General features: G+C 73.4%; 15 protein-coding genes. 13 read left to right on the forward strand and 2 right to left on the reverse strand.

Annotated features, from left to right (window positions below):
• The first annotated feature begins 54 nt into the window (after positions 1 to 54).
• From ACIGHB_RS00515 to ACIGHB_RS00565, 11 genes are all read left to right on the forward strand, one after another.
• On the forward strand, positions 55 to 1,218 hold the full coding sequence (locus ACIGHB_RS00515; RefSeq protein ID WP_360319620.1) for an ROK family glucokinase: 1,164 nt from the start codon (positions 55 to 57) through the stop codon (positions 1,216 to 1,218).
• The gene (locus ACIGHB_RS00520) at positions 1,215 to 1,814 is read left to right on the forward strand and encodes a hypothetical protein (protein WP_360319622.1); all 600 of its coding nucleotides are present in this window, start codon (positions 1,215 to 1,217) and stop codon (positions 1,812 to 1,814) included. The genes ACIGHB_RS00515 and ACIGHB_RS00520 overlap by 4 nt, the downstream gene beginning before the upstream one ends.
• Before the next feature lie 49 nt (positions 1,815 to 1,863).
• Complete coding sequence (locus ACIGHB_RS00525) at positions 1,864 to 3,300, forward strand: DEAD/DEAH box helicase (RefSeq protein WP_399908259.1); 1,437 nt, start codon at positions 1,864 to 1,866, stop codon at positions 3,298 to 3,300.
• A gap of 108 nt (positions 3,301 to 3,408) precedes the next feature.
• Positions 3,409 to 4,680: an alpha/beta fold hydrolase gene (locus ACIGHB_RS00530; protein WP_360319626.1), complete on the forward strand. Its 1,272-nt coding sequence runs from the start codon at positions 3,409 to 3,411 to the stop codon at positions 4,678 to 4,680.
• Between the two features lie 93 nt (positions 4,681 to 4,773).
• Positions 4,774 to 5,406 (forward strand): MBL fold metallo-hydrolase, encoded by a 633-nt coding sequence (locus tag ACIGHB_RS00535; RefSeq protein WP_399908262.1) that lies wholly within the window; start codon positions 4,774 to 4,776, stop codon positions 5,404 to 5,406.
• Between the two features lie 45 nt (positions 5,407 to 5,451).
• Positions 5,452 to 6,231, forward strand: coding sequence for an exodeoxyribonuclease III (locus tag ACIGHB_RS00540; protein WP_360319630.1), 780 nt, complete (start codon positions 5,452 to 5,454; stop codon positions 6,229 to 6,231).
• A 121-nt stretch (positions 6,232 to 6,352) separates the two neighbouring features.
• Complete coding sequence (locus ACIGHB_RS00545) at positions 6,353 to 6,790, forward strand: DUF6278 family protein (RefSeq protein WP_360319632.1); 438 nt, start codon at positions 6,353 to 6,355, stop codon at positions 6,788 to 6,790.
• Between the two features lie 168 nt (positions 6,791 to 6,958).
• Positions 6,959 to 7,702: an amino acid ABC transporter ATP-binding protein gene (locus tag ACIGHB_RS00550; protein WP_360319634.1), complete on the forward strand. Its 744-nt coding sequence runs from the start codon at positions 6,959 to 6,961 to the stop codon at positions 7,700 to 7,702.
• A 14-nt stretch (positions 7,703 to 7,716) separates the two neighbouring features.
• Entirely contained in the window at positions 7,717 to 8,646 is a 930-nt protein-coding gene (locus ACIGHB_RS00555) for a glutamate ABC transporter substrate-binding protein (RefSeq protein ID WP_399908267.1), read from the forward strand.
• A 17-nt stretch (positions 8,647 to 8,663) separates the two neighbouring features.
• Positions 8,664 to 9,308, forward strand: a complete 645-nt coding sequence (locus tag ACIGHB_RS00560) for an amino acid ABC transporter permease (RefSeq protein ID WP_360319638.1) — start codon at positions 8,664 to 8,666, stop codon at positions 9,306 to 9,308.
• On the forward strand, positions 9,305 to 10,171 hold the full coding sequence (locus ACIGHB_RS00565) for an amino acid ABC transporter permease (protein ID WP_399908271.1): 867 nt from the start codon (positions 9,305 to 9,307) through the stop codon (positions 10,169 to 10,171). Before ACIGHB_RS00560 ends, ACIGHB_RS00565 begins: the two co-directional genes overlap by 4 nt.
• A 52-nt stretch (positions 10,172 to 10,223) precedes the next feature.
• On the opposite strand, the gene ACIGHB_RS00570 is transcribed toward ACIGHB_RS00565, so the two are convergent.
• Positions 10,224 to 11,777 carry a CocE/NonD family hydrolase gene (locus tag ACIGHB_RS00570; protein WP_399908274.1) on the reverse strand — a complete coding sequence of 518 codons (1,554 nt, stop codon included), beginning with the start codon at positions 11,775 to 11,777 and terminating at the stop codon, positions 10,224 to 10,226.
• A 211-nt stretch (positions 11,778 to 11,988) separates the two neighbouring features.
• Between ACIGHB_RS00570 and ACIGHB_RS00575 the strand changes: the two genes are divergently transcribed.
• On the forward strand, positions 11,989 to 13,203 hold the full coding sequence (locus tag ACIGHB_RS00575; protein ID WP_399908277.1) for a cytochrome P450: 1,215 nt from the start codon (positions 11,989 to 11,991) through the stop codon (positions 13,201 to 13,203).
• On the opposite strand, the gene ACIGHB_RS00580 is transcribed toward ACIGHB_RS00575, so the two are convergent.
• Positions 13,169 to 13,900, reverse strand: a complete 732-nt coding sequence (locus ACIGHB_RS00580) for a hypothetical protein (protein WP_360319646.1) — start codon at positions 13,898 to 13,900, stop codon at positions 13,169 to 13,171. The genes ACIGHB_RS00575 and ACIGHB_RS00580 overlap by 35 nt on opposite strands.
• 115 nt (positions 13,901 to 14,015) lie before the next feature.
• On the opposite strand from ACIGHB_RS00580, the gene ggt reads away from it, so the two are divergent.
• Entirely contained in the window at positions 14,016 to 15,980 is a 1,965-nt protein-coding gene (gene ggt / locus ACIGHB_RS00585) for a gamma-glutamyltransferase (RefSeq protein WP_399908280.1), read from the forward strand.
• Position 15,981: the final 1 nt, after the last annotated feature.

The following is a 15,981-nucleotide window of genomic DNA, read 5'->3' on the forward strand; positions in this document are numbered from 1 at the left end:
CCGCCCCGGGCTTCATCACGCGGACCCGACCTCCCTCCTGGCAGAATCGAGCCGATGAACACCTACCGTGACCCCGCCGCCCGGGGCGGTGTCCTGCGGACCGTCGGCACCCGCGAGCGGCGCTCCCACCTCTCGGCGCCCCGGGTGCCGACGGTGGGCATCGACATCGGCGGGACGAAGGTGATGGCGGGCGTCGTCGACGCCGACGGCACCATCCTGGAGAAGATCCGCACCGAGACCCCCGACAAGTCCAAGAGCCCCAAGGTCGTCGAGGACACCATCGTCGAGCTCGTCCTCGACCTCTCCGACCGGCACGACGTGCACGCCGTCGGCATCGGCGCGGCCGGCTGGGTCGACGCCGACCGGGCCCGGGTCCTCTTCGCCCCCCACCTCGCCTGGCGCAACGAACCCCTCAGGGACGCCCTCCAGGACCGGCTCGCCGTCCCCGTCATGGTGGACAACGACGCCAACACCGCCGCCTGGGCCGAATGGCGCTTCGGCGCCGGACGCGGCGAGGACCACCTCGTCATGATCACCCTCGGGACGGGCATCGGCGGCGCCATCCTGGAGGACGGCCGGGTCAAGCGGGGCAAGTACGGCGTCGCCGGAGAGTTCGGGCACATGCAGGTCGTGCCCGGCGGCCACCGCTGCCCCTGCGGCAACCGCGGCTGCTGGGAGCAGTACAGCTCCGGCAACGCCCTGGTCCGCGAGGCCCGCGAGCTGGCCGCGGCCGACTCCCCGGTGGCGTACAACATCATCGACCGGGTGAAGGGGAACGTCCCCGAGATCACCGGCCCGCTCATCACCGAGCTGGCCCGCGAGGGCGACGCCATGTGCGTCGAGCTGCTCCAGGACATCGGACAGTGGCTCGGCGTCGGCATCGCCAACCTCGCCGCCGCCCTCGACCCCTCCTGCTTCGTCATCGGCGGCGGCGTCTCCGCCGCCGACGACCTGCTCATCGGCCCGGCCCGGGACGCCTTCCGCCGCCACCTCACCGGCCGCGGCTACCGCCCCGAGGCCCGGATCACCCGCGCCCAGCTGGGCCCCGAGGCCGGCATGGTCGGCGCCGCCGACCTCGCCCGGCTCGTCGCCCGCCGCTTCCGCCGCGCCAACCGGCGCCGGGTGGAGCGGTACGAGAAGTACGAGCGGTACGCGCAGGCGTTCCGCGCCGGGACGCACGGCCGGGCCTCCCGCACCCCCGAGGACCCCGGCTCATGACCGTGCACCCCCCGTCCCCCCGGCCGGAGGAGCGGCTGCCCGAGCAGCGGACGCCGCGGGAGCGGATGCCGGAGGACCGGGGCCGCATGATCCGCCGCCGCTGGCTGACGGCGATCATCATCGTCCTCCTCGTCGGCATCCCGGCCGGCTATCTGGTGATCTCCGCCGGACAGAGCAGGGACAGCGGCATCGACAAGGAGCGCGAGTCCTCCGTCGTCGGCCTCCAGGACAACTGGCCCTCGCTGATGAAGCGCCGGGTCTTCGAGGTCCCCGTCCCGGCGGGCGCGTCCGGCGTGGCCTACTACGAGACCAGCAACTGGCGCACCAGCCGGCTGTACGTGCAGTTCACCACCACCGCGACCGGCCTCGACACCTTCCTCGCCGGTTCCGGCACCAGCCGCTCCGCGCTCACCCCGGGCCGGACCAGCGTCTCCGGCCGGGACGCGGACATCGTCGGCTGGACCTTCGACCCGGGCCTGACCTGGGCGGGCACCACGGTGACCCGCGAGGAGCCGCGCCCGGCCACCGACATCACCGTGGACCTCACGGACCCGGCCTTCCCCCGCGTCTTCGCGGTCTCCACCACCAGCCCCTGACGCCCCCGGCCCGCACGCACGCGCCGGCGGGTGACCCACAATGGAACCCATGAACAGTTCAGCGCACCCGGACCGTAGCCCCCGCACCGCCGTCCCCGAGGACGACTTCGCGCGGTCGGCCGGCCCCACGCCGGCGCTGCCCGCCGTCGCCTCCTTCGACGAGGCCGGGCTGCACGCCGAGGTGCGGGAGCTGCTCGCCGCGGCGGGGGTCACCACCCCCTTCCCGATCCAGGCCGCCACCCTGCCGAACGCCCTCGCAGGGCGGGACGTGCTGGGGCGGGCGCGGACCGGGTCCGGCAAGACGCTCGCGTTCGGGCTGCCGCTGCTCGCGCGGACCGCCGGGCTGCGGGCCGAGGCGCGCAAGCCGCGGGCGCTCGTCCTCGTCCCGACCCGCGAACTGGCCCAGCAGGTCACCGACGCCCTCGCCCCCTACGCCGCCGCGCTGCGGCTGCGGATGACCACCGTGGTCGGCGGCATGTCCATCGGCCGGCAGGCCACCGCCCTCCGCGACGGCGCCGAGGTCGTCGTCGCGACCCCCGGCCGGCTCATGGACCTCGTGGAGCGCAAGGACGTCCGCCTCGACCGGGTCGGCGTCACCGTCCTCGACGAGGCCGACCAGATGGCCGACATGGGCTTCATGGACCAGGTCACCGGCATCCTCGACCTGGTCCGCGAGGGGGGCCAGCGGATGCTGTTCTCCGCCACCCTCGACAAGAACGTCGACCACCTGGTCCAGCGCTACCTCCACGACCCGGTCGTCCACTCCGTGGACCCCTCGGCCGCCGCCGTCACCACCATGGAGCACCACGTCCTCCAGGTGCACGGCGCCGACAAGTTCGCCACCGCCACGGAGATCGCCGCCCGCGACGGGCGCGTGATCATGTTCCTGGCGACCAAGGCGTCCGTCGACCGCTTCACCGCGCACCTGCTCGGCAGCGGCGTCCGGGCCGCGGCCCTGCACGGCGACAAGTCGCAGCCGCTGCGGACCCGCACCCTGGAGCGGTTCCGCACCGGCGAGGTGCCCGTCCTGGTCGCCACCAACGTTGCCGCGCGCGGCATCCACGTCGACGACATCGACCTCGTCGTGAACGTCGACCCGCCCGCCGACCACAAGGACTACCTGCACCGCGGCGGGCGCACCGCCCGGGCCGGCGGTTCCGGCACCGTGGTCACACTGGTCATGCCCGACCAGCGCAAGGACGTGCTCCGCCTGATGGCCGACGCGGGACTCAGGCCCCGGGTCACCCAGGTCCGCTCCGGCGAGGCCGAACTCAGCCGTATCACCGGCGCCAAGGCCCCGTCCGGCGTCCCCGTCGCCGGCAGCGCCCCCAGCACCGAGGGCCCCAAGCGCGGCGGCGCGCAGTTCCGCGGCATCGGCACCGTCCCCGGCAAGCCCGGCCGCGCCAGGAACGAGTCCCGCCGCTCCGCCGAGGAACGCAAGCTCGCCGAGGCCCGCAAGGCCGCCAGGATCCGCCGGGGCCGGTGACGGAGAGCCCGCGCCGGCCGCCCGCGCCACGGCCCCGCGAGCTTCGTCACACCCCCGAGTTCCGCCCCGGCGCCTCGCGGCGCGCGGCGGGATGAGAGGGTCGGGCGAGTGAGTGAGACACCGACGAACACCCTGCAATACCGAGTCGACGGGCCCGAGGACGCTCCCGTCCTGGTCCTGGGCCCCTCGTTGGGCACCACGTTCCACATGTGGGACCGCCAGATCCCGGAGCTGACCCGGGACCGGCGCGTCGTCCGGTTCGACCTGCCCGGCCACGGCGGCGCGCCCGCCCAGCCCTTCACCTCCGTCGCGGAGCTCGGCGACCGCCTGCTCGCCACCCTCGACCACCTCGGCGTCCAGCGCTTCGGCTACGCCGGCTGCTCCCTCGGCGGCGCCGTCGGCCTCGACCTGGCGCTGCGCGCCCCGCACCGGGTCGCCTCGCTGGCGCTGGTCGCCACCGCGCCCCGCTTCGGCACCGCCGACGAGTTCCGCCAGCGCGGGGTGGTGGTTCGCACCAACGGCCTGGAGCCGATGGCCCGCACCGCGCCCGAGCAGTGGTTCACCCCGCACTTCGCCGCCAACCAGCCCGCCATCGTCGACTGGGCCGTCCAGATGGTGCGGACCACCGACGCCCCCTGCTACGTCGCCGCCTGCGAGGCCCTCGCCGTCTTCGACGTACGCGCCGCCCTCGGCAGCATCGGGGTGCCCGCGCTGGTCCTGGTCGGCTCCGAGGACCGGGTCACCGGCCCCGCCGAGGCCCGCACCCTCGTCGCCGGCATCGCCGACGCCAAGCTGGCCGTCGTGCCGGGCGCCTCCCACCTCGCGCCCGTCGAGCAGCCGGCCGCCGTGACGGACCTGCTCCTGGAGCACTTCTCGGCGACCGGCCACGACACCAGCGGCAGCCTCGCCGTACCGCCGCCCGTCCCCGCGGCCCCGCCGGCCCCCGCCGAGCCCGCCCCCGCCCCGGCCGCCGCCGAGGACGGGGAGGAGACGGACGAGACCCGCCCCGACCCGTACGAGAAGGGGCTCGGGCTCCGCCGCGAGATCCTCGGCGACGCCCATGTCGACCGGGCGCTCGCCGACGAGGACGCCGCCGACTTCCAGGAGCTCGTCACCCGGTACGCCTGGGGCGAGGTCTGGGCCCGGGAGGGACTCGACCGCCGCACCCGCAGCGTCGTCACCCTGACCGCCCTCGTCGCCGGCGGCCACCGGGAGGCGCTCGCCGACCACACCCGCGCCGCGCTCCGCAACGGCCTCTCGCCCGCCGAGATCCGCGAGATCGTGCTCCACACGGCCGTCTACTGCGGCCTCCCCGCCGCCGAGACCGCCCTCGCGACGGTCGGCCGGGTCATCACCGAGGAGACCACGCCCCCGGCGTAGGGCCCGCACCGCCCGGGCCGGGCCCGCACGCCCGGCACGGAGGCTCCCGCGTCGGCCCGGTCCGGGCCCGGACGCCCGGCGTAGGGTGGGGCCGTGAAGCTGACGAAGAAGTCCCACGCGTGCGTGCGGCTGGAGAAGGACGGGCGGACGCTCGTCCTGGACCCCGGGGGGTTCACCGAGCAGGACGCGGTGCTCGGCGCCGACGCCCTCCTCGTCACCCACGAACACCCGGACCACTTCGACGAGGGGCGGCTCCGCGCCGCGCTCGACGCGAACCCGGCCGCCGAGCTCTGGACGCTCCGCAGCGTCGCCGGACAGCTCGCCCCCGCCTACCCCGGCCGGGTCCACACCGTCGGGCACGGCGACACCTTCACCGCCGCGGGCTTCGACGTCGAGGTCCACGGCGAGCTGCACGCCGTGATCCACCCCGACATCCCCCGCGTCACCAACGTCGGCTACCTCGTCGACGGCACCGTCTTCCACCCCGGCGACGCCCTCACCGTCCCCGGCCGCCCGGTGGACACCCTGCTGCTGCCCGTGATGGCCCCGTGGAACAAGATCTCCGAGGTGATCGACTACGTCCGCGAGGTGCGGCCGCGCCGGGCGTACGACATCCACGACGCGCTCCTCACCGACCTGGCCCGGCCGATCTACGACCGGCAGATCGGCGGCCTCGGCGGCACCGACCACCGCCGGCTCGACCCCGGCGCGTCGGCCGAGCTGTGAGCGGGTTCCGGGCCGCTGTCGGTGCCCGCCAGTAGGCTGGGCGTCATGCGCATCGCCACCTGGAACGTCAATTCGATCACCGCCCGGCTGCCCCGGCTGCTGGCCTGGCTGGAGAGCAGCGGCACCGACGTGCTGTGCATCCAGGAGACCAAGTGCACCGCCGAGCAGTTCCCCACCGAGGAGCTGCGGGCGCTGGGGTACGAGTCGGCGGTCAGCGCCACCGGCCGGTGGAACGGCGTGGCCCTGCTCTCCCGCGTCGGCTTCGAGGACGTCGTGACGGGCCTGCCCGGCGGACCCGACTACGACAGCGTGCAGGAGCCCCGGGCCATCTCCGCCACCTGCGGCCCGGTCCGCGTCTGGTCGGTCTACGTGCCGAACGGCCGGGAGGTCGCCCACGAGCACTACGCCTACAAGCTGCGCTGGCTGGAGGCGCTGAAGGCGGCCGTCGGCGAGGACGCGGCCGGCGACCGGCCCTTCGCCGTCCTCGGCGACTACAACATCGCCCCGACCGACGCCGACGTCTGGGACATCTCCCTCTTCGAGGGCGCCACCCACGTCACCGAGCCCGAGCGCGCGGCCCTCGCGGGGCTGCGCGAGACCGGCCTGACCGACGTCGTCCCGCGCCCGCTCAAGTACGACCACCCGTACACGTACTGGGACTACCGCCAGCTCGCCTTCCCCAAGAACAAGGGCATGCGCATCGACCTGGTCTACGGCAACAAGCCCTTCGCCGAGGCCGTCAAGGACAGCTACGTGGACCGCGAGGAGCGCAAGGGCAAGGGCGCCTCCGACCACGCCCCGGTCGTCGTCGACCTCGACCTCTGACCCCGGCCCCGGAGCCCGGCCGCCGGTCCGCCCTCCGACCCCGGTGACCTGCGCGGGCGCTCCATAACGATCTCAGCGTGCCGGGTGGTGGTCCGGCGGGTGACGGTGCGACGCTGTTCCGATGAACATCCCGTTTCTCGACCATTGGCGCAAGCGGCGCGAGCCGGACCCGTCCCCGCTGGCCGCGGCCTTCGACCGCGACCCGGAGGGCGTGACGGAGCTGCTCGCCGAGTGCGAGCTGCTCCGCGCCCGCGTCGAGGCGGCGGGCGTGGCCCTCGACGACACCCCGCACTCGCTCCAGGAGCTGGACCAGCTCCCGCCGCGCTGGCGCGACGACGCCGAGGAACTGCCCTGGTTCGGCAACGACGCGGGCCTCTACCTCGGCACGGTCATCGTCCGGAACGTGCCCGGCGCCCACTGGCAGGTGTGGCCGAACGGCGGCCCGGTCGTCGTCCTGGAGTCCGGACGCGAGATTCCCGTCGTCGAGTACGGCGTCGAATGGGCCATGGCCGGTGCCCCCCAGCTCTCCCAGGTGTACGCGGAGGCCGCCGAGGAGTGACCTTTCCGCACGCCACCCCCGGCACCACCCGATTGCCGTAAATACGGCTAATACCGTCTTGCCCGGTATCGGGCGTGTCGGGTGTGAAGTCCCTTTTCTCGGCGGATAGTTTGCGCTGTCTCGACACACCGCATCGGCACACCGCTGAGAAATGGGGCAGGGCAGCGCATGACCGTCGATCCGCTGATCGAACTGCGTGGCGTCAACAAGCACTACGGCACACTGCACGTCCTCCAGGGCATCGACCTCACCGTCGGGCGCGGCGAGGTCGTCGTCGTCATCGGCCCCTCGGGCTCCGGCAAGTCCACCCTCTGCCGGGCCGTGAACCGCCTGGAGACCATCGAGTCCGGCGAGATCCGCATCGACGGCCGCCCGCTCCCCGCGGAGGGCAAGGAACTCGCCCGGCTGCGCGCCGACGTCGGCATGGTCTTCCAGTCCTTCAACCTCTTCGCCCACAAGACCGTCCTCGCCAACGTCTCCCTCGCCCAGATCAAGGTCCGCGGGCGGAAGAAGGACGAGGCCGACCGGCGCTCGCGCGAACTCCTCGACCGGGTCGGCCTCGCCGCCCACGCCGAGAAGTACCCGGCGCAGCTCTCCGGCGGCCAGCAGCAGCGCGTGGCCATCGCCCGCGCCCTCGCCATGGACCCCAAGGCGCTCCTCTTCGACGAGCCCACCTCCGCCCTCGACCCCGAGATGATCAACGAGGTCCTGGAGGTGATGCAGCAGCTCGCCCGCGAGGGCATGACCATGGTCGTCGTCACCCACGAGATGGGCTTCGCCCGCTCCGCCGCCAACCGGGTCGTCTTCATGGCCGACGGCAGGATCCTGGAGGACCGCGCCCCCGAGGAGTTCTTCACCGCCCCGCGCAGCGACCGCGCCAAGGACTTCCTGTCCAAGATCCTCTCGCACTGACCGGGGTGGGAACCATGCCGCGCACGCACCGACGCCCGGGCGCCCTCGCCCTCGCCCTGCTGCTCGCCACCGCGGGCTCCCTGCTCGCCGGCTGCGGCCGGCCGGGCAGCCCGCCCGTCAAGGGCCCGCAGCCCGACCAACTCCCCGCCTACCGCGTCCAGTCGGACTTCCGCCTGCCGGACTCCTCCACCTGGAACCGGGCGCGCAAACGCGGCCGGCTGGTCGTCGGCGCCAAGGAGGACCAGCCGTACCTCGGCGAGAAGGACCCCGCCACCGGCCGCTACTCCGGTTTCGACATCGAGATCGCCAAGATGATGGCCGCCTCGCTCGGCTTCGACCCGGCGACCGGCGTCGAGTTCCGCACCATCGCCTCCGCCAACCGCGAGACCGCCCTGCAGAACGGACAGATCGACTACTACGTCGGCACCTACACCATCAACGACAAGCGCAAGCAGCTCGTCGGGTTCGCCGGCCCCTACTACGAGGCCGGCCAGTCCCTCCTCGTCCGCACCGACGAGGACGACATCCACGGACCCCAGGACCTCGACGGCAAGCGCGTCTGCTCGGCGGCCGGGTCCACCCCGTACCAGCGCATCCAGCAGGACTACCCGAAGGCCGACCTGGTCGCCTACGACACCTACTCGATCTGCGTCGACAACCTCCTCACCTACCAGGTCGACGCCGTCACCACCGACGACACCATCCTCATGGGCTACGCCGCCAAGGTCCCCGACGAACTCAAGCTCGCCGGGAAGCCGTTCTCGAAGGAGCCGTACGGGATCGGCGTGCCGCGCGGCGACACCGCGCTGCGCTTCGCCCTCGACGACGCCATCGCCGCGCACGAGAAGAACGGCGACTGGAAGAAGGCGTACGACGCGACCCTCGGGCTCTCCGGGGTCCCCGCCCCGACGCCGCCGCCCATCGACCGCTACCCGGCCAACTGAGGACCCGCACCGCTGACATGGACGTACTGACAGAGAACTTCTCGCTCTACGGCGAGGGTTTCCTCGGCACCCTCGAACTCACCGTCTACGCCTCGGCGCTCGCCCTCGTCCTGGGCTTCGTCATGGCCGCCTTCCGGGTCGCGCCCGTCGGCTCCTTCCGGGTCTTCGGCACGGTCTGGGTCACCGTCCTGCGCAACACCCCGCTCACCCTGCTCTTCTTCGCGGTGATGCTGGGCCTGCCGCGCTTCGGACTGGTCCTCCCCTTCGAGCTGTTCGCCGTCCTCGCGCTCGGCTGCTACACCTCGGCCTTCATCTGCGAGGCGCTGCGCTCCGGCATCAACACCGTCCCCGTCGGGCAGGGCGAGGCCGCCCGCAGCCTCGGCATGACCTTCAGCCAGACCCTCGGCGCGGTCGTCCTGCCGCAGGCGTTCCGCTCGGTGATCCCGCCGATCGGCTCCACCCTGATCGCCCTCGCCAAGAACTCCGCCATCGCCGGCGCCTTCAGCGTCACCGAACTCCTGGGCACCTACAAGACCTTGAGCGAACTCGGCTACAACATCATCTGGACCTTCGTCTGGATCGCCGTCGGCTACCTGATCATCACCCTCGCCATCAGCGCGGTCTTCAACGTGCTGGAGAAGCGCTGGGGGGTGGCCCGGTGAGCCGCACACCGCGGGCCAGCGCCCTCTACGACATCCCCGGCCCCCAGGCCCGCCGCCGCCACCTGCTCTACGGCCTGGCGTCCACCGCCGTGATCCTCGGCCTCGCCGCCTGGATCCTCTATCTCCTCTTCGACACCGGCCAGTTCACCGCCGTCAAGTGGCGGCCCTTCCTGTACGAGGGCATCCAGGAGCTGCTGCTCGAAGGGCTCGGCAACACCCTCAAGGCGTTCGCGCTCGCCGCCGTGTTCTCGCTGGCGCTCGGCGCGGTCCTCGCCACCGGGCGGCTCTCCGACCACCGGCCGGTGCGCTGGATCGCCACCCTGCTCGTGGAGTTCTTCCGCGCCATGCCCGTGCTGGTGATGATCTTCTTCATCTTCGTGGCGCTCAAGGTGCAGCCGCTGCCCGCGCTGGTCGCCGGACTCACCCTCTACAACGGCTCCGTGCTCGCCGAGGTCTTCCGCACCGGCGTGCACGCCGTCCCGCGCGGCCAGGGCGAGGCCGCGTACGCGCTCGGCATGCGCAAGACCCAGGTCATGACCTGGGTCCTGGTCCCGCAGGCGGTGCGCGCGATGCTGCCGGCCATCATCAGCCAGCTGGTGGTGGCGCTGAAGGACACCTCGCTCGGCTACCTGATCACCTACGAGGAGTTCCTCCACGCGGGCAAGCTGATCGCCTCGAACCTCGACTACGACCTGCCGTTCATCCCGGTCGTCCTCGTGATCTCGCCGATCTACATCGGCATGTGCATGCTGCTCTCCTGGTTCGCGACCTGGGTCGCGCGACGGGAGCGCCGCGACCCCCGCACCAAGGGGGTGGACGTCGCTCCCGCCGCACCGGTGATCACGCTGCCGGGCCGCGAGTGACCCTTGTACAGGCCCCCGCACGGGCCTGAAACCGGCCCGGCAGCAGCCGTGATCACTCCTCCCGCATCGGCACCGACAGGTACGAGGGATCGGACGCGGGGGAGGAGAAGGTCAGCTGCGCGCCGGCCGGGTTGTGCTCGATGTACAGCGGGTCGACGGTGTCGACGACGAGGGCGAGGCGGTGGCCGGCCGGGACGTCGTAGGCCGTGGAGAAGAGCTCCAGGTCCACGGCGAACGGCTTGCCCGGCGTCTTGTCGTGGAAGGTGTGGGGGGCGTTGCTCACCAGCTTCCCGACGCCGAGCGGGCCCACGTCGTAGAGGTACGCGACGAAGGTGCCGCTGGACCTCGTCGGCGTGACCGTGGTGTGCAGCACGGGCGTGCCGCGCACCGCCGCGCCGGAGTCGTACCGCCCGGACTGCCAGACGGCCGCGAAGGAGCGGGGGAGGAGCGGGACGGAGACGGCGGGCGGGGTCTGCGCCAGCTGGTCGAGGAGGTTGCTGAGGAGGACGATGCCGCCGTTGGCGCCGGAGTCCACGTTGGCCCAGACGTGCTCGGAGTCGTTCAGGGCGAGCCGCTCGCGGTGCGCGTTCACCGACTTCCAGTCGGCGTACCCCTCGTAGCCGCCGTCGGACCGGGGCTTGAGCTGGACCGGCGGCTCGCGGTCGATGCCGTTGTCGGTGCCCTTGAGGTGGCGGTCGAACCAGCGGTGGGCGCTGGTCCAGGTGTCGTTGGGCAGGCCGAGGATGCCGGTGGCCTCGGCGGTGGCGTGGTCGCCGGGCCGGAACTCCAGCCGCTTGGGGCCCTTCAGCTTCTCGTAGAAGTCCGCGTACTGGTTGGGCGGGAAGATGGTGTCGCCCCAGGCGTTGCCGAGCATGACGGCGGTGCCGTTGGCGTTGATCCGGTCGAGGTGGGTGGCGGCCGCGCGCTGCCGGCCCCAGGCGATCATCTCGTCCTCCTGGTCCAGGTTCGACGAGAGGAAGTCGCCCAGGACCTTCTCCAGTTCGGGACCGGGCCGGCCGGTGAGGTAGCCGGCGCCGCCGAGCAGGGCGGCGGCCTGGAGGTGCTGGGTGCGGCCGCTGTAGATCGACTCGATGAGGTCGGCCCAGCCGCTCAGCGCGGCGACGGCCTTGATCCGGGGGTCGTGCGCGGCGGCGAGCAGGGAGATTCCGGCGCCGTAACTCACCCCGGCCATACCGACCTTGGCGGGGTCCGCAGGGGTGTTGGCGAGCGTCCAGTCGATCACCTTCGTCGCGTCGGCGACGTCCTTGGGCCCGGCGGTCTCGATCTCGCCGCCGGACTGCCAGAAGCCGCGCGAGTTGTAACTCACCACGACATAGCCGGAGTCGGCGAGCTTGCGCGCCTGCGCCAGGTACTCGATCTGGGGCATGGCCCAGCTGGTGGGCAGCACGATCACGGGGTACCGGGCGGAGCCGCCCGCACCGGCGGGCGTGACGACGTTGGCCTTGAGGACGGTGCCGCCGTCGCCGGCGATGTCCACGAACCGGATCGACGTGCCGCTCTCGGCGGCCTGGACGGCGGGGGCCACGGACAGGGCCGTCCCGGCCACCAGGACGGCGGAGACGGCGAGGGCCAGGGATGTGCGCACGGGCCACTCCTCGATGGGGGGTCACTGATGGGGGGCAGTGAAGTGGCCCGACGCTATCCGTGACGTGCTACCCGTGGTAACCGGTCGGTAAGTTACGTGCGGGTAACGATTGGAGTGGGGGGCAGGGGGCGCTTCTGGGGCGCCCCGGTGGTGGACACGCCCCCGTCCCCGGCTTCAGGCTGGACCCGTGACGCGGACGAGCCTTCCCGACGTGTTCGACCCACGGATCCACGCCGCCGGGCCGCCCCACGACGCCTACCGCGAGCTCCGTGACCGGGCGCCCGTCGCCCGGCAGGACGAGCCCGTGGTGCTCGGCTGGCCGGCCGGTCCGGGGTTCTGGGCGGTCACCAGGCACGCCGACGTCGTGCGGGTGCTCAAGGACGCGGGGACGTACTCCTCCTGGCTCGGGGCCACCCAGATCCGCGACCCCGACCCGGCCGACCTGCCCTTCATCCGGCGCATGATGCTCAATCAGGACCCGCCGGAGCACGGGCGGTTGAGGCGACTCGCCAGTCGCGCCTTCACCCCCAGGAGGATCGAGCGCTTCGAGGCGACCGCCCGCGTGCGGGCCCGGCGGCTCCTCGCGGCGGCGCGGGAGGGCGGCGGCGAGGTCGATCTCGTCCGGGCCGTCACCGACGACTACGCCCTGCTCAACCTCACCGACCTCCTCGGGGTGCCGGCCGGCGACCGGGCGCTGCTGCACGCCTGGACCGAGCGGGTCATCGCCTATCAGGACCCGGACGAGCCGCCCGTGCTCGGCGCCGACGGGCGGCCCGTCAACCCGAGGTCGCCGGCGATGCTCGCCGAGATGTTCGCGTACGCGCAGGAGCTCGCCGCGTACAAGCGGAAGCACCCCGCCGACGACCTCATGACCGCCCTCGCCGCCACCGAACTCGCCGACGCCGAACTGGAGATGTTCTTCTTCCTGCTCACCGTCGCCGGCAACGACACCGTGCGGTCGGCGGCGCCGGGCGGGGTGCTCGCCCTCTGCGCGCACCCCGGCGAGCAGCGCCGGCTGTGGCGGGGCGAGGTGGGCATGGACACCGCCGTCGACGAGCTGCTGCGGGCGCACCCGCCGGTGCTCTCCTTCCGCCGCACCGCCGCCCGGGACACCGAGCTCGCCGGGGAGCGGATCGCGGAGGGAGACAAGGTCGTCGTCTTCCACGTCTCCGCCAACCACGACGAGCGCGTCTTCCGCGACCCGCACCGGCTCGACCTCGGCCGCCGCCCGAACCCGCACGTCTCCTTCGGCGACGGGCCCCACGTCTGTCTCGGCGCCCACTTCGCCCGGTTGCAGCTCCGCGTGCTCTACGAGGAGCTGCGGGACTGCTGCGGGGGCGTCGAGGCCGCCGGGGAGCCCCGGCGGCTGGTCTCCAACTTCATCAACGGGATCAAGTCGCTGCCGGTACGGCTGCGGGAGCCCTGAGCGCCGCCCGCGTCACATCGGCCACCAGTTCGACCACGTCGGGGCCGTACGCCTGGGAGTTGACCACCTTGAGCAGCAGGACGAACGAGCCGCTCCGGTGGGAGCGGGCCAGCCGCTCGTGGTGGCGGGCGAGATAGCGGGTCGCCGCCTGGTTGGTGATGGCCCGCTGCCCGCAGAAGAGGAAGACCGGCCGGCCGCCGTCGCCCGCGGTGATCCGCGCGAGCACCACGTACTCGACGGAGCCCGGGTCCATCCGGTACCGCTCGCCGCCGACCTCGATCGCGCCCCGCTCCTCGACCGGGTCCGTCTCCGTGTTCATGCTGAGGCCGGGCAGCAGCGAGCCGAGATGGGCGGCCATCCGGCGGTTCGACCCCGGTCCTCCCACGCAGAACTCGGTGCGGTCGCCGAAGCCCAGATGGGTGCGGTCGTGCTGGACGATCTGCGCCTGCGCCCCGCAGTCCTTCACCAGCGCGGCGAGTTCGAGGAGCGCGAAGACGTCGAAGCGGTGCACCGCCCCGTCGCCGCCCGCCTCCCGGTTCACCACGAGCAGGCACTCCGCCTGGCCGGGCAGGCCGAAGAACGCCTGCTTGCGGCGGAGCCGCCGGCGCCACACGTAGGTCCGGGTGAGCCAGCCCAGGGACGCGCTGAGGCCGGTCGCCAGCACGCCGAGCACGATGTTCCGCAGGTCCTCGTCCATAGGGGCGCATGCTAGCGGCGGTCGGGTGACCGTTCGAGAGGGGCGGAAAGCGGTCCTGACCTCGCGGGGTCCCGGAAGTTACGCTGCGTGGAGGTGCGCTGACGGGAGGTCAGGGATGCGTGGTTCCGGATGGCGGTACGGGGTGATCGCGACGGCCGTCGCGACGGTGCTCTCGGTGGGCGCCGCGGCCCCACCGACGACCACTCCAGCCGGCCGTCCGACGACCGCCCCGCCCGGCCATCCGACGACGGCCCCGCCGGCGGCCGCACCGCCCGGCCGGTCGTCGACCGCCCCGCAGGGACCGCCGACCACCGCCCCGCCCCGCCCGCCGGCCGCGCTGTCGCACGCGCCGGCGCTGCCGCACGGCCCCGCGCCCGCTCCCGCGAAGGTACCCGTCGCCGTCGGGTACGGCGGGGCCGTCGCCAGCGTCGACGCCGACGCGAGCGCCGCGGGCGTCGAGGTCCTGCGGCGGGGCGGCAACGCGGTCGACGCGGCCGTCGCCGTCGCCGCCGCCCTCGGCGTCACGGAGCCGTACTCGGCCGGCATCGGCGGAGGCGGCTACCTCGTGCACTACGACGCCCGGAGCCGTACGGTCCACACCGTCGACGGCCGCGAGACCGCCCCGGCCTCGGCCGACGCCTCCCTCCTCACCGAGAACGGCACCCCGCTCCCCTTCGCGGAAGCGATGACCAGCGGCCGGTCCGTCGGCACCCCCGGCACCCCCGCCACCTGGGCGACCGCGCTCGACGCCTGGGGCAGCAAGCCGCTCCGCGAACTTCTCGCCCCCGCCGAGCGGCTGGCGCGCGAGGGCTTCACCGTCGACGCCACCTACCGCGCCCAGACCGCCGCCAACGAGGCCCGTTTCCGCGACTTCCCGGCCTCCGCCGCCCTCTTCCTGCCCGGCGGCCGCCTCCCCGAGGTCGGCTCGGTCGTGAGGAACCCCGACCTGGCGCGTACCTACGCCACCCTCGGCGAGCGGGGCGTCGCGGCGCTCTACCGGGGCCCGATCGCCCGGGACATCGTCCGCACCGTCCGGACCCCGCCGGTCCGCGCGGGCGCCGACCGCGTCGTCCGCTCCGGCGACCTGACGGAGCGGGACCTCGCCGCGTACCGCACGGTCCGGCGCGCGCCCACCGAGACCTCCTATCGGGGGCTGCGGGTCCTGAGCATGGCCCCGTCGTCCTCCGGCGGCACGACCGTCGGGGAGGCGCTCAACATCCTGGAGTCCACGGACCTCTCGGCCGCCTCGGAGCGGCGCTACCTCCACCGCCTGATCGAGGCGAGCCGGATCGCCTTCGCCGACCGGGGGCGCTGGGTCGGGGACCCCGCCTTCGAGCGGGTGCCCGTCCGGGGCCTGCTCTCGCAGCGGTACGCCGACTCCCGCGCCTGCCTGATCCGCGACGACGCCGTCCTCCGCAGCCCGCTGGCCCCCGGCGACCCGCGGAACCCGGTGCCGTGCGCCACCGCCGGTGCCGCCGTGCCGCCGACGTACGAGGGCGAGAACACCACCCATCTGACGGTGGCGGACCGGTGGGGGAACGTCGTCGCGTACACGCTCACCATCGAGTCGACCGGCGGCAGCGGCATCACCGTCCCCGGGCGCGGCTTCCTGCTCAACAACGAGCTGACCGACTTCTCCTTCGTCCCCGCGAACCCGGCCGTCCACGACCCGAACCTGCCCGGGCCCGGCAAGCGCCCTCGCTCCTCGATCTCCCCGACGATCGTGCTCGACCGGCACGGCCTGCCGGTGGTGGCTCTCGGCTCTCCGGGCGGCGCCACCATCGTCACCACCGTGCTCCAGACCCTCACCGGCTTCCTCGACCGTGGCCTGCCGCTCGTCGACGCCATCGCCGCCCCGCGTGCCAGCCAGCGCAACCAGGCCGCCACCGAGCTCGAACCGGGCCTCTGGGGCAGCCCCGTACGGGCCCGGCTCGAAGCCCTCGGGCACACCTTCAGGGAGAACCCGGAGATCGGCGCCGCCACCGGGGTCCAGCGCCTCCCCGGCGGGCGCTGGCTCGCGGCGGCGGAGACCGTCCGCAGGGGCGGCGGCTCCGCGATGGTGGTCACTCCGGGACGGTGAC

The sequence above is a fragment of the Streptomyces sp. NPDC085460 genome (assembly GCF_044541975.1).
In the GTDB taxonomy this organism is placed as follows: Bacteria; Actinomycetota; Actinomycetes; order Streptomycetales; family Streptomycetaceae; genus Streptomyces.